The organism is Gemmatimonadota bacterium (genome assembly GCA_016713785.1).
In the GTDB taxonomy this organism is placed as follows: domain Bacteria; phylum Gemmatimonadota; class Gemmatimonadetes; order Gemmatimonadales; family GWC2-71-9; genus JADJOM01.
In genome coordinates, this window is sequence record JADJOM010000002.1 from 118,411 (window position 1) to 136,641 (window position 18,231).

Genomic DNA, 18,231 nt, shown 5'->3' on the forward strand with positions numbered 1-18,231 from the left:
CGGTCCAGCGGAGGGGCATTCCTGTGGCCGCCGCGGCGCCGTACCTTCACCCCGTCCCGCGTCCCTACGCACAACCATCACCATCGGATCCATCACCCGCGGACCGCCCATGCCTCGCCTGCGCCTCACGTTGCTTACCCTGTCCCTGCTCACCGCCCCGCTGGCCGCCCAGGCGCCGGTGCGCACCCCCCCGGCCCGGCTGGGCTTCGCGCCCGGGCGCCTGGAACGGATCGGCCCCGTGGTGCAGGCCGCCATCGACAGCGGGCGCGCCGTCGGCGCGGTGGTGCTGGTGGCGCGGCACGGCACGGTGGCCTACGCCCAGGCCTTCGGCTGGGCCGACCGCGAGGCGCAGCGCCCGATGGAACTCGGCACGCTGTTCCGCATTGCCTCGCAGACCAAGGCCGTCACCAGCGTGGCGGTGATGATGCTGGTCGAGGATGGCCTGCTCCGGCTCGGCGACCCCGTGGCGAAGTTCCTGCCCGGCTTCGCCACGGCGCGCGTGGCGAGCGCCAGCGACACCGGGCTGGTGCTCACCCCGGTGCGCCGGGCCATCACCATCCGCGACCTCCTCACCCACACGGCGGGCATCTCCTACGGCACCGACTCCCTGGTGCGGGACGCCTACGCCGCCGAAGGCCTCGGCCCCCAGGCGGGATACGGCTGGTACTTTGCCGACAAGGCCGAGCCGATCTGCGCCAGCATGGAGCGGCTGAGCCGGCTGCCGATCGTGGCGCAGCCGGGCGCGCGCTTCGTGTATGGCTACAACACCGACATCCTGGGCTGCGTGGTGGAGAAGGTCTCCGGGCAGAGCCTGGCCGACTTCTTCGCCGCCCGCATTTTCGGCCCGCTGGGCATGCGGAACACCTGGTTCTACCCCCCGGCCGCGGCGGCGGGGCGCCTGGCCACCTTGTATGCCGCCAGCGACGGCGGGCTGGTGCGCGCCCCGGAGGGGGCCCGGGGCCAGGGCAGTTACCTCGAGGGGCCGCGCACCAGCTACTCCGGCGGCGCCGGCCTTGTCTCCAGCGCCGGCGACTACGCCCGCTTCCTGCAGATGCTGGCCAACGGCGGCAGCCTGGACGGGGCGCGGATCCTGGGGCCGCGCACCGTGGGCCTCATGATTGCCGACCACGCCGATACGCTCTTCTCCCGCAACGGGCTGGGCTTCGGACTCGGCTTCGAGCTCCTCGAGGAACCCGGCCGCGCCGGGCAGTACGGCAATCCCGGCCGGTTCGGCTGGGGCGGCGCGTACGCCACCAATTACTGGGTGGACCCGAAGGATGGCCTGGTGGTGGTGTTCATGACCCAGCTCCTGCCGGCGGGCCCGCTCGACCTGGCCGACCGGCTGCGGACGCTGGTGTACCAGGCGGTGGCGCGATAGCGCTAGGCGTCGAGCCGGCGGTCGTAGGGCACCACCTCGCCGGCCTCGACGTACCGCTTGAACAGCCGCAGGTACATCGCCCAGCAGAACGATGAGGTCCGGAAGTGCGCGTTGGCGGCGGGCCACCCCGTGTGCGAAAAAGCCACGTGGGTCCCGCCCTCCATGGGCGCGAGCGCGAATCCCACCCGGCTCCCCCGCCAGTCCTCATCGGCCACGACCATCTCCCACGCGACCGCGCGGGGCGGATCGTACGCCACCACGACCCCCGTCCAGGCGTAGCCCGGGCCGAAGTCGAGGGCGTAGCGCGCGCCCGGGCCCGGGGTGCCGCTCGCCCGCAGGCTCCACCAGGCATCGAGGCCCGCGGGGTCGGTGAGCGCCGCGAAGACGCGCTCGGGGGGCGCGAACACCGGGAAGTCGTGCAGGATCTCAGGCATGGGGGTCTCGGCGTGAGGGAGCCGGGGCAATCATGCGGCCCGGGACGGCGCGCCACAAGGCCCGGCCGGTACCCCGGCCGGCGCCGTCTGGCCTTTCCCTCCGCCGGGTGATAGCCTCCTCATCATGCGCGTCATCCTCGAACGCCGGAACCAGGCGGTCCACTTCGCCGCCACCACCGAGAGCGGCGCCACGGTGGCCATCGACGGGGCACCCGCCATCGGCGGCCAGGGCCTCGGCGCCCGGCCCATGGAACTGGTACTCACCGCCCTCGGCGCCTGCAGCGGCATCGATGTCGTCGCCATCCTGGCCAAGCAGCGGCAGGAGGTGCAGGCGTTCCGGGTCACGGTGGAGGGGGAGCGGGAGCCGGGCAAGGAACCCTCGCTCTTCTCCACGGTGCATGTGCGCTTCGAGGTGACCGGCGCCTGCGATCCCGACAAGCTGGGCCACGCGGTGGGCCTCTCCATGGAGAAGTACTGTTCGGTGGCGCGGATCCTTGAGCGCAGCGCCACCATTACCTGGAGCCACGCCGTGCTCCCCGCCGCATGACCGGCCCCGGCCCGCACTTCGAGACGCTGGCCATCCGGACCCAGCTGCCGACCACGCCCGAGCGGGAGCACGCGGCGCCGCTCTTCCTCACCTCGAGCTTCGTCTTCGACGACGCCGAGCAGGCCCGCGCCCTGTTCGCCGACGAGGTGCCGGGCAACATCTACAGCCGCTACGCCAACCCGAACACCGACGAGTTCGTCCGCAAGCTCTGCCTGCTCGAGGGAGCGGAGGACGGCATCGCCACCGCCTCGGGGATGGCGGCGGTGTACGTGGCCCTGGCCGCGCTGCTCAAGACCGGCGACCACGTGCTCGCCTCGCGGGCGCTCTTCGGCTCCACCCACCAGATCCTCACCCGGCTCCTGCCCCGCGTGGGCATCAGCCACAGCTACGCCGACAGCGCGCGGCCCGAGACGTGGGAGCCGCTCTTCCAGCCCACCACCCGCCTGGTGTTCGTGGAGACGCCGTCCAACCCGGGGCTCGACCTGATCGACCTCGAGTGGCTGGGGGCGCTGTGCCGCGCCCGCGGCGTGCCGCTCGTGGTGGACAACTGCTTTGCCACGCCCTACCTGCAGCGACCCATCGCCTGCGGGGCCGATCTCGTGGTGCATTCCGCCACCAAGTACCTCGACGGCCAGGGCCGCACCCTGGGCGGCGCCATCGTGGGCCGCGCGGCGCTGGTGGCGGAGGCGCGCTTCTTTGCGCGGCACACCGGGCCAGCGCTCTCGCCCTTCAACGCGTGGGTGCTCTCCAAGAGCCTCGAGACGCTGGCGGTGCGGATGGACCGCCACTGCGCCAGCGCGCTGGCGCTCGCCACCCGCCTCGAGGGGCACCCGGACCTCGAGGAGGTTCGCTACCCCTTCCTGCCGAGCCACCCGCAGCACGCGCTGGCGCGGCGGCAGATGGGGCAGGGAGGCGGGATCGTGGTGCTGGTCCTCAAGGGCGGGCTGCCGCGGGCGGGCCGCTTCCTCGATGCGGTGCGCCTGGTCTCCCACAGCCCCAACCTGGGCGACACCCGGACCATCGTCACCCACCCGAGCAGCACCACGCACTCGAAGCTGACCGAGGACGAGCGCCGGGCCGTGGGCATCCCCCCGGGGCTCATCCGGGTCTCGGTGGGACTGGAGCACCTGGACGACATCACCGCCGACCTGCTGCAGGCGCTGGAGCGGTCGCGCTGAGGCGCGGCCGCCGGCCGCGCGCGTCATCACCCCTCATTCCGTGGGCCTGCATGCGTAACCGACTGCTGCTGGCATTCGCCGGCCTGCTCGCCGTCACCCCCGTCGCGGCGCAGACCGCGGCGCTCCCCACCATCGAGGAGAAGACCGCCGGGATGCGGCGGCTCGACGGGTTCCTCCCGGTGTACTGGGACGAGCGCGGGGGCCGGCTCTGGCTCGAGGTGCCGCTGGCGGACGAGGAGCTGATCTTCATCGCCTCGCGGGCCACGGGCATGGGCTCCAACGACATCGGCCTCGACCGCAGCCAGGTGGGCGAGGGCAAGATCGTCCGCTTTGACCGGGTGGGCCCGAAGCTGCTGCTGGTGCAGCCCAACTACGCCTACCGCGCCGACTCGCCGGACAGCGCGGAGCAGCGCGCGGTGCGCGAGTCCTTTGCCCAGTCGGTGCTGTGGGGCTTCACCGTGGCCGCGGCCACCGGCGGGCGGAGCCTGGTCGACGCCACCGACTTCGTGCTCGCCGACCTCACCGGCGTGGCGGAGGTGCTGCGCGCGTCGGGACAGGGCAGCTACGCGCCCGACGCCTCCCGCGGCGCGCCCTACCTGTCCAACACCCGCGTCTTTCCGCGCAACACCGAGATCGAGGCCACCCTCACCTTCACCGGCGGTCCCCCCGGCGCCTGGACCCGCGGCGTGACGCCGACGCCCGCCGCCATCACGCTCCGCCAGCACCTCTCGTTCGTGGCGCTGCCGGAGCCGGGCTACCGGCCGCGGGCCAACGACCCCGGCGCCGGCTACTTCGGCGTCGAGTACGCCGACTACGCCAGCCCCATCGGCGAGCCGCTGGCGCAGCGACTGATCATCCGGCACCGCCTCCAGAAGAAGGACCCCGCCGCCGCGCTGAGCGACCCGGTGCGGCCCATCGTCTACTACCTCGATCGCGGCGCGCCCGAGCCGGTGCGTTCCGCCCTGCTCGACGGGGCCCGCTGGTGGAGTCACGCCTTCGAGGCACTCGGCTACCGCGACGCCTTCCGGGTGGAGCTGCTGCCCGAGGGCGCCGACCCGATGGACGTGCGCTACAACGTGATCCAGTGGGTGCACCGCGCCACCCGGGGCTGGAGCTACGGCGGCGCGGTGGTGGATCCGCGCACCGGCGAGGTGATCAAGGCCGCGGTGCAGCTCGGCTCGCTGCGGGTACGGCAGGACTACCTGCTGGCCGAAGGGCTGCTCGATCCCTACATCACCGGCACCGAGGACCCGGTCGCCCCCCTCGGCATGGCGCTGGCCCGGCTGCGCCAGCTCGCCGCCCACGAGGTGGGCCATTCGCTCGGCCTGGCGCACAACTACATCGCGAGCACCCAGGGTCGCGCCTCGGTGATGGACTACCCCCACCCGCTGGTGCGCCTCGCGCCCGACGGCGGCCTGACCCTCGACAGCGCCTACGCCGTGGGGCTCGGCGCGTGGGACAGCGTGGCTATCGCCTACGGCTACATGGATCCGCCGGCGCGCGGCCCGGAGCGCGAGCTGCTGGCCGGCGTCCTGCGCGAGGCCCGCGCCCGCGGGCTCACCTTCCTCACCGATGGCGACGCCCGCCCCGCCGGCAGCGTGCATCCCGAGGCCCACCTGTGGGACAACGGCGTGGACGCCGCCGCGGAGCTGACCCGGGTGATGGACGTGCGCCGGGTGGCGCTCACCCGCTTCGGCGAGACGGCCATCCGCGCCGGACGCCCCTGGGCCACGCTCGAGGAGGTGCTGGTGCCGGTGTACCTGCACCACCGTTACCAGCTCGAAGCCACGGTCAAGCTCGTGGGCGGCCAGTGGTACAGCTACGCCGCGCGGGGCGATGGCCAGGTACCGCGCCGCCCGGTGCCCGCCGCCGACCAGAAGCGCGCCCTCACCGCCCTGCTCCGCACCCTCACCCCCGCCGAGCTCACGCTGCCGCGGCCGGTGCTGGCGGTGCTGCCGCCGCGCCCGAACCTCTGGGATCCGCACCGCGAGCTGTTCCGCCGCACCACGGGACTGGCCTTCGACCCCGTGGCGCCCGCCATGGCGGCGGCCGACCTCACCGTGGCGCTGCTCTTCGACACCGAGCGCGCCGCGCGTCTGGTGCTGCAGCCCGCGCTCGAGCCGGGCGCGCCGGGCCTTGCGGAGGTGCTCAAGGCCGTGGTCAGCGCGGCGTTCGGGCCCACCCCGCGCGATCCCTACGAAGCGGAGGTGGCGCGTGGCGTCCGCTACGTCGTGGCCGACCGGCTGGTGCGACTCGCCACCGAGGCCGACCTGCCCCAGGCGCGCGCGATCGCGCTGGCCGAGGTGGAGGCGCTGCAGCGGCGGATGGAGGCGCTCCGCGCCCGCCCGTCGGTGAGCGCCGCGGACCGGGCCCAGGCCTTGGCCCTGGCCGGCGACCTGCGCCGATTCCTGGAGCATCCGCGCGGCCCCGCCGACACCGCGCCGGCCCCGCTGGCGCCGCCCCCGGGCAGCCCGATCGGCGACGAATGACGGCGCCCTCCACCACGCTGGGCTGCCCCAGCCGGGGCACGCCCTTCGGCGCGGCGCTTGCCCGCCGGACCATGGCCCTCGTCGGGTGGCGGGTGGTGGGCGCGATGCCGCCGCTGCCCCGCTTCGTCCTGATCGTTGCCCCGCACACCTCCAACTGGGACTTCCCCCTCTGCATCCTGGCGATGTTTGCCATCCGCTTCCGCCTGAGCTGGCTCGGCAAGCACACGCTCTTTCGCTGGCCGGTGACGGGGCTGCTCCGCTGGCTCGGCGGCGAGCCCATCGAGCGGACCGCGGCCCACGGCACCGTGGGCGCCGCCATCGACCGCTTCCAGGCGCGGGAGCAGTGGGTGCTCGGCATCTCGCCCGAGGGCACCCGCAAGCGGGTGGCGGAATGGAAGACCGGGTTCCACCGCATCGCCGTCGGCGCCGGGGTACCGATCGTCCCGGTGGCGGTGGACTACTCGCGGAAGGTGGTGGATATCCTCGCGCCGGTCTGGCCCACCGCCGACGCCGACGCCGACATCCGCGCCCTGCGCCGCCTCTTCCACCCGCGCATGGCCCGCTTTCCCGAGCGCTACGTGCTGCCGCCGGAGGACCCGGCGTGAGCCCGGCGGGGGAGGAGCCCCCGCCGGCGATGGCGCGCTTCCTCGCCAGCCTGGAGCTCGACTACGACCGCTGGCGGGAGGGGGAGGGATACGACCTGGAGGCCCTCCGGGCACTCACGCCGTCGGAGCAGGAGGTGGCGCTGGCCCTGCTCCGCGAGCGGCTCGGGGGGCCGGGCGCCGGCTGGCGCGAGGTCGAGGCGGTGGCAGCGCTCGCCCTCCCGGCCGCGATGCGCTTCCTGCGCGAGCTCGAGTGGCATGATGTCGCCGAGATCCGCCTGCGCGCCGCGGTGCTGGCGCCGGACGGCGGGAGCCGGGGCACCGTGGAGCGCGAGGTGCTGCGCCTGCTCCGGGACCCCGCCACCGACATTGGTGCCGACGCGCTGATGCGTCGCGCGGAGGAGCACCCCGAGCCGGCCATCCGGGCGGCGCTGCTCTGGTGTGCCGTGGATGGCGCGCCGCACCTGCGGGTCCACGCCGCGGCGCTGGCGCTCTACCTGGCCGGGGGCGCTCGGTCGGCGTTCGACTGGGAGCACCGCCCCCTCTTTCTCCGCTTCGGTGAGCCGCCCCGGGCGGAGCGCCAGGCGGCCCTGGCGGAGCTCCTGGGGCGCATGGAACGTGGATCACCGCCGGGTTAGACTACCGGCTGCATCGTTGCACGACGCCTCCACAGCCCACCACCCCCTGCCCGCGCGCTCCGTCCTGCGCGCCGACGGATCTCCCATGGCTACCCGTCCGCTTGGCATCGGCTTCATCGGCTCCGGCTTCAACGCCCGGTTCCACATGCAGGCCTTTCGCGCCGTCCGCGACTGCGAGATCCGCGGGGTCTGGAGCCCCAACCGGAAGAACGCCGAGGCGGCCGCGGCCTACGCCCGCGCGCTCGACATCGGCCCCTGCCGGCCCTACCGCTCCATCGCCGAGATGGTGGTCGATCCGCTCATCGACGCCATCTGGCTCTGCGGCCCCAACCAGGCGCGGGTGGAGAATGTCGAGGAGCTGACCGACCCGATCATGCGCGGCCACGCGGAGCTCGCCGGCATCGCCTGCGAGAAGCCGCTGGCCCGGAACGTGGCCGAGGCCAGGAGCGTCTTCGGGATGGTGCGCAAGGCCGGCCTCAAGCACGGCTATCTCGAGAACCAGGTCTTCGCCCCGCAGGTGGAGACCGGGCGCATGCTGCTGTGGGCCCGCGGCGCCGCGACCACCGGCCGTCCCTACCTGGCCCGCGCCGCGGAGGAGCACAGCGGCCCCCACATGCCCTGGTTCTGGCGCGGCAGCCTGCAGGGCGGCGGCGTGCTCAACGACATGATGTGCCACTCCGCCCTCGTGGTGCGCCACCTGCTCACCGAGCCGGGGCAGTCGCTCAATACCGTGGTCCCGAAGCGGATCACGGCGCACATCGCCAGCCTCAAGTGGTCCCGGCCCGCCTACGCGAAAAAGCTCAAGGCCACCATGGGCAAGGAGGTGGACTACGCAAAGCAGCCCTCCGAGGACTTCGCCAGCCTCATGGTGGAGTTCGAGACCGCCGACGGCCACACCGTGCTCGGCGAGGCCAGCACCAGCTGGAGCTTCGTGGGCGCCGGCCTGCGGCTCTCCGCCGAGCTGCTCGGCCCCGAGTACTCCATGAGCTGGAATACCCTGGACAGCGGGCTCAAGCTCTTCTTCAGCCGCGAGGTCAAGGGCCGCGCCGGCGAGGACCTGGTCGAGAAGCAGAATGCCGAGGTGGGGCTCATGCCGGTGGTGGCCAGCGAGGCCGCCGCCTACGGCTATGAGGCGGAGAACCGGCACTTCGTCCGGGTCTTCCAGGGCAAGGAGGAGCCGATCCTCACCTGGGATGACGGCCTGGACGTGGTGCGTATCCTCATGGCCGCGTACCAGAGCGCCGAGCAGGGCCGGACCCTCGATTTCCCCCCCCGGGGCCTCGACACCTTCATCCCGGCCGTTGCAAAGGGCACCTGGAAGCCCTGATTCAATTCCGGTCCCGGCATCACCCTTGCCCTCCTTCGGCACCGGGGGCCCCCTTGGGCCCCCAGGTACCCCCTGAACCTGTGATCTTCGCCACGGGCGTTGCATTCCGCAGCCCCCGAGGCCTGGGCCGTCGTGGCGTGCACGCCACGGGGCCGTCCCGGAGTGGCAATGGCCGAGCGGATGCCGATGGAGCGACCCAGCGGACCGGAGGCCGTGATGTCCATCCGGCCGACCCCGGGCGTCTGGACCGTGGCCACCGCCGCCTACGCCGTGCTCTACGTGGCCTTCGAGCGGGCCGGGGTCGGCACCGAACCGCTGCGTGACCTGGTCAGCAACCTCGCCTTCCTCCCGCTCAACCTGCTCGTCGCCGTCCTCAACCTGCTCGCCTCGCGGCATCCGTCGCTCGATATCGGGGTCCGCCGCGCCCTGCGACTGCTCGGGGCCGGCGCGATCATGGTGCTCCTCGGCAACCTGATCTCGGTCAGCTACTTCTTCAGCCGCGGCGAGAGCCCCGGCGTGTCATGGGCCGACCCCTTCTACCTGGCCGACAGCGGCTTCACGCTGGCGGCGCTGCTGTCCTTCCCGCTCATCCGGCGGACCCGTCTCGACGGCTGGAAGTTCGTCATCGACGCGGCCACGGTCCTGGTGGGCGGCGGGCTCGCGATCTGGTTCCTGGCCATCCGGCCGGGCATGGACGTGACCGCCACCCGGTTCATCGACCGGGCGCTGGCGCTGGCCTACCCGATGGCGGGCCTGCTGCTGCTGCTCGGCGTCACGATGACGCTGCTGCGCCGCCCGCTCGACGGCAACCGCCGGGCGTTCCACGTGCTGATCGTCGGGGTGGTGCTGAGCATCGTCGCCGACCTGGCCTTCGACCTGATCGTGGCGCAGGCCGGCGAGCGGATCATGGGGTGGATCGACGCCGTCTACCTGATCGTCTACATCCTGCTGGTGGGCAGCGCCGAGATGTACTGGGCTCACCCGGTCCCGGCCGGCGCCCCCGCGCCCGTCGGCCGCACCCGGCGCCAGCCCTCGAGCCTGCTCCCCTACCTGGCGGTGGGCGCCACCTACGGCCTGCTGCTCGGCGTGACGGTGCGGCCCTGGGTGGACCCGGTGAGCCCGATCGCCGCGGCCGCGGTGGTGATCACCGCGCTGGTGGTGGCCCGCCAGCTGCTCACGGTGCGGGAGAACGTCCAGCTCATCGCCGAGGCGGCGGCCCGCCGCAACGAGGCGCGCTTCCGCGCCCTGGTGCAGCACGCCTCCGACGTGATCCTGGTGGTGCGCGGGGACCTCACCATCCGCTTCGCCAGCCCGTCGGTGGCGCGGGTGCTCAAGCTCGATCCCGCCGGCATCACGGGGCAGCCCCTGGCCGACGTGCTCGACCCCGACGCCCGCGACGCGGCCCTGGCCTTCCTCCGCGCCGCGCTGCGCACCCCCGGCGTGACCCCGGCGGTCGAGTGGCGCTTCCACGGCAGCCGCTCCACCCCGCTGCACGTGGAGGTGATCGCCAGCAATCTCCTCGCGGAGCCCGATGTCCGCGGCCTGGTGCTCAACCTCCGGGACGTGAGCGAGCGCAAGCAGCTGGAGCAGCAGCTCACCCACCTGGCCTTCCACGACCCGCTGACCGGGCTCGCCAACCGCGCCCTGTTCCGCGACCGGGTGAGCCACGCCCTGGCGCTCTCCCGGCGGCAGGGCACGGCGATCACGGTGATGTTCCTCGACCTCGACGACTTCAAGCAGGTCAACGACACCCTGGGCCACGCCGAGGGCGACCAGCTCATCAACGCGGTGGCGGAGCGGCTGCAGGCCTCGGCCCGCAGCGCCGACACCGTGGCCCGCTTCGGCGGCGACGAGTTCGCCATCCTCCTCGAGGACCCGCCGGGGGGCACCGGCCACCAGGTGCTGCTGGAGCGGCTCACCCGCGCCATGGCGCGCACCTTCCCGCTGGCGGGCACCGAGCTGTACGTGACGGCCAGCATCGGCATCGCCACCGCCGCGAGCGACGAGAGCGCCGACGACCTGCTCCGCAACGCCGACATGGCCATGTACACGGCCAAGCGGCGCGGCAAGGGGCGCTGCGAGACCTACCAGGCGCACATGTACGCCGACCTGCGGCAGCGGATGGAGATGGAGCTGGCGCTGCGCGCCGCGATCGAGCGGGAGGAGCTGCACCTGGTCTACCAGCCCATCTACGACATGCGCACCCGCCAGCTCCACGGCGTGGAGGCGCTGGTGCGCTGGGACCATCCCCGCTACGGCTCCATGCTGCCCCAGCAGTTCATCCCCCTGGCGGAGGAGACCGGGCTCATCGTGGACCTGGGCGGCTGGGTGCTGCGGCGCGCCTGCTGGCAGCTGCGCCAGTGGCGCGAGCTGCACCCGACGGTGCCCCTCACCATGGCGGTCAACGTCTCCAGCCGGCAGCTGCACGAGCTCGACATCGTCCAGGAGACCGTCCGTGCCCTGCGGGAGTCGGGGGTCGACCCGGGGGCGGTGGTCCTGGAGATCACCGAGAGCGTCCTCATGCAGCAGACCGGCTCCGCCCAGGCCCGCCTCAAGCAGCTCAAGGCGCTCGGGGTCGGCATCGCCATCGACGATTTCGGCACCGGCTACTCCTCGCTCAGCTACCTGCAGCGCTTCCCCATCGACATCCTCAAGCTGGCCCGGCCCTTCGTCGAGGAGGTGGCCGGCGGCGACGACCGCGCCGCCCTCGCCCGCGCCATCCTGGGCCTGGGCCAGGCGCTGCGGCTGCGCACCGTCGCCGAGGGCGTCGAGCGCCCCGACCAGTGCGCCGCGCTCGCCGCCATGGGCTGCGACCTGGGCCAGGGATACTACTTCTCGCTGCCGCTCCACCCCGACGAGGTGCGCCGCCTGCTGGCCAGCGGCGCCGCCATCGCCACCCCGGCCTGACCCCCGGCCCGGCCGCCCGGCCGCCCCGCTGAGAATCCCCCGCATCCCCTGACGTTGCTCCCTTGAGGGCGGCCACGGACGGCCCGCCCCATGAACATCACCGGGAGTGGCCTGTGCGTGGTCAGCGGAATGACCGGCCTGTGAGGCGGGCGGGATGGATCTGGGCGACGGGCGGCGTGCTGGCGGTGGGCGGGCTGCTGCTGGGCGCGTGCAGCGGCAATCCGTTCAACCCGAACCAGCCCTTCCAGGAGATCACCGTGCTGGTGACCAACCCGGGCGGCGGCAACGGCCGGGTGCTGGCCCCCGACGTCAACGTGCAGATCGACTGCCAGTTCACGGCCGGGAGCACCGTCCCCACGCCGTGCTCCGACGACTTCTTCGACGCCGGCGCCGGCGGCACCTTCACCCTGGAAGCTACCCCGGACAGCGTGAGCAGCTTTTCCGGCTGGAGCGGCTGCACTGCCGTCGCCGGCCCCGTCTGCACCCTGACCTTCCAGCCCGGCTTCGATGTCACCTTTGCTGTCCAGGCGCGGTTTGATCTGTCCAGCGGGCTCGGGGTGAACCGGCTCTTCAACCCCGGCTTCGACACCCCGGTCCAGGTCGGCACGCTCCCGACCATCGCCGGCGTGTGGCGGGGCGATTCCGCCTCTGTGTTCGTCCAGGACCAGGGCATCTTCGCGCGGTCGGGCCAGATGCTCCGCTTCATGCGCAGCGGCCTGCTGGCCGGCGCCGGCACGGTCTCCAGCCAGCAGTGGCAGCTGGTGGACGTCTCCGCGCTCGCCGCCGAGATCGACGCCGGCAAGGTCCGGGTGGACGGCAGCGCCTGGTTCAACCGCGTGGTGGGCACCGCCACCACCGACACCCGCTTCGATGTCCGGGTGCTCGGCTACACCGGCACCCCGGCCGGCTTCCCCGGCAGCTACGCCAGCCCGGCGAGCGTGGTGGCCGGCACCGTGCTGACCACCGGCAACAGCTGGCAGCAGGTGGCCGTGGCCGACACGCTGCCCGCCGGCGTCCGCTATCTGGCCATGGAGATCTACGCCTTCGAGGATGTGCAGGATGACGCCGCGGACCCGGAGTTCGACGGCCACTACGCCGAGGACGCGTCGCTGGTGCTGACGCTGCTGCCCTGACCCCGCGGGGCCTAGTGCCCGCGCGGCTCCTGGGCCACGGTGTCGGCGGCGGCGCGGGGCACCCGGTCGCGGAAGCGCTGCCACAGCACGATCGCCGCCAGCACCGCCGGCACCACCGCGATCGCCTCCTTGGGGATGGGCAGGCCGGCCTTGGAGCCGAGCCCCATGGCGGCGCCGATCAGCACCACGCCGAGCACGGTGCGCAGCGTGCCGGCGGGGAGCCGGACCGAGAGGTGGCTGCCGACCCACACCCCCGGCACCGACCCGATGAGGATGGTGCCGGCGAGCACGTAGTCGACGTTGCCGGCCACCACGTGGGCGATCGCCGCGGCCCAGAGCAGGATGGCGGCGTGGAAGACGTCGGTCCCCACCACCCGGTAGGGGGTGAGCCGGAAGATCATGATGAGCCCGAGGGCGATCAGCGAGCCGCTGCCCGCGGAGGTGATGCCGAGGATGAAGCCGACGGAGAGGCCGAGCACCACGGCCGCCACCTTGTGGCGGGCCTGCATGGGCACGGTATCGCGCTCGCGGCTGATGAGCTGCTTGAGGAAGATGGCGCGGATGAGCGTCATGGCGCCGGTGAAGGCGATGGCCCCCGCGAGCAGGTAGAGCATGGCCTGCTCGAAGGCCGGGCCCCCGAGGCGCCGCTCCAGCGCCCCCACCACATAGACGCCGCCGATGGCCGCCGGCACCGACCCGACCGCCATCCACGCGGAGAGCACGAAGTCGATCGTCCCCTGCTGCCAGTGCTTGATCCCGCCCACCGTCTTGGTCACCGCGCCGTAGGCCAGGTCGGTGCCGACCGCCGTGACCGGGGGCGTGCCGACGAACAGCACCAGCAGCGGCGTCATCAGGGCGCCCCCGCCGATGCCGGTCATGCCGACGAGGACGCCGACGCCCAGCCCGAAGGCGATGACCAGCGCGGGATTGAATTCCACAGGCATTCCCCATGGGACAGGCAGGGTAAACGGCGTGGAACGCCCCCGAGGGGATGTCCCGACCCCCCACCCATGGGCAAGAGACATGCCTCCCAGCGCCCCAGTGCCCGAACAACGACCGACAGCCGCGCCCCGAGGGGCGGGCGCATGGCCCCGGGACACCCGGCGGGTGATACTCCGGCGGGAAACCCGGCACTCGCGTGTCCCGTACGACACCTGTCTTCCCACCCGACGAGGCTGTCCCCGCATGCTCGCGCCCTTCCGACCGCTGGCCACGCTCGCCCTGCTGGCCGCGGCCCTCGGCACCACCCCCGCCCCGTCGCTCGCGCAGCAGGCGGGCCGGGCGGTTCCCATCGACTACTACCGCCTGCCCAACGGACTCCGGGTGGTGCTCTCCCGCGATACCACCGCGCCCACCGTCGCGGTCGGGGCCTACTACCACATCGGGTTCCGGAATGAACCGCGGGACCGCACCGGCTTCGCCCACCTGTTCGAGCACCTCATGTTCCAGGGCTCGACCAACCTCGGCAAGCTCGAGTTCATCAAGCTGGTGGAGTCGAACGGGGGCCTGCTCAACGGCTCCACCCGGTTCGACTTCACCAACTACTTCGAGGTGGTGCCCGCGCACACCCTGGAGACCATCCTCTGGGCCGAGGCCGACCGGATGAAGGGGCTGGCCATCGACAGCGCCAACCTCAAGAACCAGCAGGAAGTGGTGAAGAACGAGGTGCGGGTGAACGTGCTCAACCAGCCCTACGGCTCGTTCCCGTGGATCGACCTGCCGATGACGGCCAACGAGAACTGGTACAACGCCCACAACTTCTACGGTGACCTCGCCGACCTCGACGCCGCCACCCTCACCGACGCCGCCGCGTTCTTCCAGAAGTACTACGCGCCCAACAACGCGGTGCTCGCGGTGGTGGGCGACTTCGAGCCGGGGCAGGCCCGGGCCTGGATCCAGAAGTACTTCGGCGGCATCCCCGCCGTGGAGCTGCCCGCCCCGCCCGACCTCACCGAGCCGCGGCAGGTCACCGAGAAGCGCGCCAGCCGGGTCGACTCGCTCGCCACCCGGCCGGCGCTCGGCCTCGCGTACCACGTGCCGCCGCGCGGGACCCCGGAATGGTTCGCCTTCGGGCTGATCGACCAGATCCTGGGCCAGGGCCGCGACGCCCGGCTGTTCGAGGCGCTGGTGCAGGAGAAGGGCTACACCGGCGACGTGAGCGCCGGCATCAACTGGGGGCTGGGGCACCAGTTCAACTACCAGGGCCCGATGCTCTGGATGGTCTCCCTCTACCACGACGCGAACGTCAGCCCCGATGCGATCGTGGCCGCGGTGGACCGCGAGGTCCAGGCCCTGATGGACCGGCCGGTCGACGCCGCCACGCTGGCGCGGGCCCGCACCAAGATGCGCGCCGCGCTGTACGACATCATGGAGAGCTTCTCCGGTTTCGGCACCCTCGACCTGCTGGCGTCCTTCGCGCTGTTCGACGACGACCCGGCGCTGGCCAACCGGCTCGAGGCGGGGTTCGCCCGGGTCACCCCGGCGCTCATCCAGCGCACCGCGCGCGAATACCTGCGGTCCGGCAACCGGACCGTGTACACCATCGTCCCCGGCGCCCGTGACCAGGCCGCCGGCGGCGCCCAGTGAGGAGCGGACCGATGCGAACCACGCTGCTGGCCACGGCCCTCCTGCTGGGCGCGCTGCCGCTCGCCGCGCAGCAGGAGGCCCCCCCCGCGCCGGGCACGCCGAAGGACTTCCGGGTGCCGCCGCGGCGGAGCTTTACGCTGCCCAACGGGATGAAGGTGAGCTTCGTGCGCTACGGCACGGTGCCCAAGGTGGCGGTCCAGCTCGACCTCGCCACCGGCGGCATCGACGAGGCGGCCGACGAGGTGCAGCTGGCGGGCCTCACCGCCCAGATGCTGCTCGAGGGCTCCACCAGCCGGAGCGCGGGCCAGATCTCCCGCGAGGCGGCGGAGATGGGCGGCAGCCTCCGCGCCGGCGCCGGCGATGACGACCTCACCGTGGGCGGCGAGGTCCTGAGCGAATTCGGCGACCGCTTCATCGCCCTGCTCGCCGACGTGGTGCTCCGTCCCCGCTTCGCCGAGTCGGACCTGGCGCGGCTCCGCGCCAACCTGCAGCGGGACAACGCCATCGCCCAGAGCCAGCCGGGCCAGATCAGCCGCGCCCGCTTCCGCCAGATGCTCTTCGGCGACCACCCCTACGGCCGGGTCTACGCCAGCGACTCGATGATCGCCGGCTACACCGCCGCGCGCATCGCCGCGTTCTACGACCACAACGTCGGCGGCCGCCGCGCCCACCTGTACGTGAGCGGCGTCTTCGACCAGCCGAAGCTGGAGCGCGCCATCCGCGCCGCCTTCAGCCGCTGGAAGGCCGGGAGCGCCGCCACGGTCCGCCCGCCGACGCCGGTGGCCCACCGCCAGCTCGACCTCATCGACCGCCCCGACGCCGTGCAGAGTTCGCTCCGCGTGGGCCTTCCCGTGGCCGACCCCACCAGCCCCGACTGGGTCCGCCTCACGGTCACCGACGCCCTGCTCGGCGGCGCCTTCGGCTCGCGGATCACCAGCAACATCCGCGAGGACAAGGGCTACACCTACAGCCCTTTCTCGTTCGTGGGCAGCTGGCCGAAGACCGGCCTGTGGGTGGAGGTGGCCGACGTGACCACCGCGGTCACCGGGCCGTCGCTCAAGGAGATCTTCGGCGAGGTGGACCGGCTCCGGCGCGAGGCGCCGCCCGAGGCGGAACTCACCGGCATCAAGAACAACCTGGCCGGCGTCTTCACGCTGCAGAACAGCTCGCGCTACGGGCTCATCGGCCAGATGCAGTTCGTGGACCAGCACGGCCTGGGCGACGGCTACATCAGCGGCTACGTCAAGAACGTGCACGGGGTGAGCCCCGAGGACGTGCGCCGCACCGCCGAGAAGTACCTCGACCCGGCGCGGATGACGATCACCGTGGTGGGAGACAGGAAGACCATCGAGCCCCAGCTCGAGCCGTACCGGGCCGGGGTGCCCTGACGCCGGACGCCACGCAGGCCGGCGGGCGGTAGGCGGGTGACGGTCCCGGGCAGCCCGGGGCCGTCACCCGCGTCGCGTCAGGGTCCCGTCACCTCGAGGATCCGCCCCGTCCGCGCCACCTCCGCGGCCATGGCGTGTGCCACGAGGAGGGCGTCGGCCCGGGTCGCGGCCGCCACCCGGACGTCGTCCCCGCCGCTGCCCTCGAGGATCGCGGTGGCCACCCAGTTGTCGAGGTCACGCTCGGCGACATGGATCCGGCGGACCCGCGCCGCCTGGTACGGCGAGAGCCAGCGTCGGGGCCCGCGCGGAGTCCCGAGGAGATCGGAGAGGAAGTCGCGGAATCGCATGGGTCGCGTGGAACATGCGCGGGCGCCACGGCCATGGCCAGCCGGGCGGTGCCCCCCGGGCGGCGCGGGCGCCCGCCGCCCTTACTGGGGCACCCCCCGGGGCCGTAGATTACGGGTTCCTCTCCCATGCACCAGGAGCAGTGACCAGATGGCGAACCCGATGACCTGCGATGCCCCGGCCGCCGGGGCGCCGACGCCCGAAAGCCCGGACTGGATGGCGATGCTCGCGCCGTACCGCGTGCCGTCCAACCTCCGCAGCGCCTGGCAGCTGGCCAGCACCGCCACCCTGCTGGTGATCTTCTGGATCGCCGCGCTGTGGAGCCTCGAGATCGGCTACGGGCTCACCCTGATCGTCGCGGTGCCGGCGGCCATGATGGTGGTCCGGATGTTCATGCTGCAGCACGACTGCGGCCACGGGAGCTTCTTCCGCTCCCAGAAGGTCAACGACCTCATCGGCTCGGTGATCGGCGTGATCACGCTGGTCCCCTACACCTACTGGCGGAAGACCCACGCCATCCACCACGCCAGCTCCGGCAACCTCGACGGCCGGGACTTCGGCGACATCGACACCCTCACCGTCCGCGAGTACCTGAGCCGGCCCCGCCACAAGCGGATCCTGTACCGCCTCTACCGGCACCCCCTGGTGCTGCTGCTGGTGGGCCCGGCGTGGCAGTTCATCCTCAAGCACCGCCTGCCGCTCGACATCCCGCGCAGCTGGAAGCGCGAGTGGACCAGCGTGCACCTGACCAACCTGGGTCTCGGGCTCGCGGTGGCGCTGCTGTGGTGGACGGTGGGGCTGCGGGAGTTCCTGCTGGTGCAGGTGCCCATCACGCTCATCGCGGGCGCCATGGGCGTGTACCTCTTCTACGTGCAGCACCAGTACGAGGACACCTACTGGCGCTACCGCGAGGCGTGGAACTACTTCGCCTCCGGCCTCGATGGGGCCAGCCACCTGGTCATGCCCCGGCTGCTGCAGTGGTGCACCGCCAGCATCGGCCTGCACCACATCCACCACGTCTCCGCCCGGATCCCGAACTACCGGCTGCAGGAGGCGTTCGACCAGAACCCGGCGCTGCACCAGGTCACCCGGCTCACGCTCCCCCAGAGCGTGAAGACGCTGTGGCTCACCCTCTGGGACGAGGACGAGAAGCGGCTGGTGAGCTTCCGCGAGCTGCGGGCCATCCGGGACCGCATTGCCCGGGAAATCGGCGCCGGCGCCGCCATCCTCGCCACCAAGCCCGAGGCCGTGCCGCGCACCTGGCAGTAGGCCGCGCCGC

The 18,231-nt window shown here is 72.7% G+C and carries 15 protein-coding genes; 12 read left to right on the top strand and 3 right to left on the bottom strand.

Annotated features, from left to right (window positions below):
• Positions 1-109 precede the first annotated feature (109 nt).
• Complete coding sequence (locus IPJ95_04915; GenBank protein ID MBK7922962.1) at positions 110-1,378, top strand: beta-lactamase family protein; 1,269 nt, start codon at positions 110-112, stop codon at positions 1,376-1,378.
• A 2-nt stretch (positions 1,379-1,380) separates the two neighbouring features.
• Here the strand turns inward: IPJ95_04915 and IPJ95_04920 are convergent, their stop codons facing one another.
• Complete coding sequence (locus IPJ95_04920; GenBank protein ID MBK7922963.1) at positions 1,381-1,812, bottom strand: SRPBCC domain-containing protein; 432 nt, start codon at positions 1,810-1,812, stop codon at positions 1,381-1,383.
• Between the two features lie 124 nt (positions 1,813-1,936).
• On the opposite strand from IPJ95_04920, the gene IPJ95_04925 reads away from it, so the two are divergent.
• From IPJ95_04925 to IPJ95_04960, 8 genes are all read left to right on the top strand, one after another.
• A complete protein-coding gene (locus IPJ95_04925) occupies positions 1,937-2,359 on the top strand; it encodes an OsmC family protein (GenBank protein MBK7922964.1) in 423 nt (140 codons plus the stop codon).
• Positions 2,356-3,537, top strand: coding sequence for an aminotransferase class I/II-fold pyridoxal phosphate-dependent enzyme (locus IPJ95_04930; GenBank protein ID MBK7922965.1), 1,182 nt, complete (start codon positions 2,356-2,358; stop codon positions 3,535-3,537). Before IPJ95_04925 ends, IPJ95_04930 begins: the two co-directional genes overlap by 4 nt.
• Before the next feature lie 50 nt (positions 3,538-3,587).
• The gene (locus IPJ95_04935) at positions 3,588-6,026 is read left to right on the top strand and encodes a zinc-dependent metalloprotease (protein ID MBK7922966.1); all 2,439 of its coding nucleotides are present in this window, start codon (positions 3,588-3,590) and stop codon (positions 6,024-6,026) included.
• Positions 6,023-6,631, top strand: coding sequence for a lysophospholipid acyltransferase family protein (locus IPJ95_04940; protein ID MBK7922967.1), 609 nt, complete (start codon positions 6,023-6,025; stop codon positions 6,629-6,631). Before IPJ95_04935 ends, IPJ95_04940 begins: the two co-directional genes overlap by 4 nt.
• On the top strand, positions 6,628-7,266 hold the full coding sequence (locus IPJ95_04945; GenBank protein MBK7922968.1) for a hypothetical protein: 639 nt from the start codon (positions 6,628-6,630) through the stop codon (positions 7,264-7,266). Before IPJ95_04940 ends, IPJ95_04945 begins: the two co-directional genes overlap by 4 nt.
• Positions 7,267-7,351: 85 nt before the next feature.
• Positions 7,352-8,593, top strand: a complete 1,242-nt coding sequence (locus IPJ95_04950) for a Gfo/Idh/MocA family oxidoreductase (protein MBK7922969.1) — start codon at positions 7,352-7,354, stop codon at positions 8,591-8,593.
• Positions 8,594-8,809: 216 nt separating this feature from the next.
• Positions 8,810-11,500 (top strand): EAL domain-containing protein, encoded by a 2,691-nt coding sequence (locus tag IPJ95_04955; GenBank protein ID MBK7922970.1) that lies wholly within the window; start codon positions 8,810-8,812, stop codon positions 11,498-11,500.
• A gap of 140 nt (positions 11,501-11,640) precedes the next feature.
• Positions 11,641-12,633, top strand: coding sequence for a hypothetical protein (locus IPJ95_04960; protein ID MBK7922971.1), 993 nt, complete (start codon positions 11,641-11,643; stop codon positions 12,631-12,633).
• A gap of 11 nt (positions 12,634-12,644) precedes the next feature.
• Here the strand turns inward: IPJ95_04960 and IPJ95_04965 are convergent, their stop codons facing one another.
• Positions 12,645-13,577 carry a sulfite exporter TauE/SafE family protein gene (locus tag IPJ95_04965; GenBank protein ID MBK7922972.1) on the bottom strand — a complete coding sequence of 311 codons (933 nt, stop codon included), beginning with the start codon at positions 13,575-13,577 and terminating at the stop codon, positions 12,645-12,647.
• 241 nt (positions 13,578-13,818) lie between these two features.
• Between IPJ95_04965 and IPJ95_04970 the strand changes: the two genes are divergently transcribed.
• Together IPJ95_04970 and IPJ95_04975 are read left to right on the top strand one after the other, a co-directional pair.
• Positions 13,819-15,219, top strand: coding sequence for an insulinase family protein (locus tag IPJ95_04970; protein MBK7922973.1), 1,401 nt, complete (start codon positions 13,819-13,821; stop codon positions 15,217-15,219).
• A gap of 11 nt (positions 15,220-15,230) precedes the next feature.
• Positions 15,231-16,607, top strand: a complete 1,377-nt coding sequence (locus tag IPJ95_04975; protein MBK7922974.1) for an insulinase family protein — start codon at positions 15,231-15,233, stop codon at positions 16,605-16,607.
• A 77-nt stretch (positions 16,608-16,684) separates the two neighbouring features.
• Here the strand turns inward: IPJ95_04975 and IPJ95_04980 are convergent, their stop codons facing one another.
• Complete coding sequence (locus tag IPJ95_04980; protein MBK7922975.1) at positions 16,685-16,954, bottom strand: hypothetical protein; 270 nt, start codon at positions 16,952-16,954, stop codon at positions 16,685-16,687.
• Positions 16,955-17,114: 160 nt separating this feature from the next.
• On the opposite strand from IPJ95_04980, the gene IPJ95_04985 reads away from it, so the two are divergent.
• Complete coding sequence (locus IPJ95_04985; protein ID MBK7922976.1) at positions 17,115-18,221, top strand: fatty acid desaturase; 1,107 nt, start codon at positions 17,115-17,117, stop codon at positions 18,219-18,221.
• Positions 18,222-18,231 lie beyond the last annotated feature (10 nt).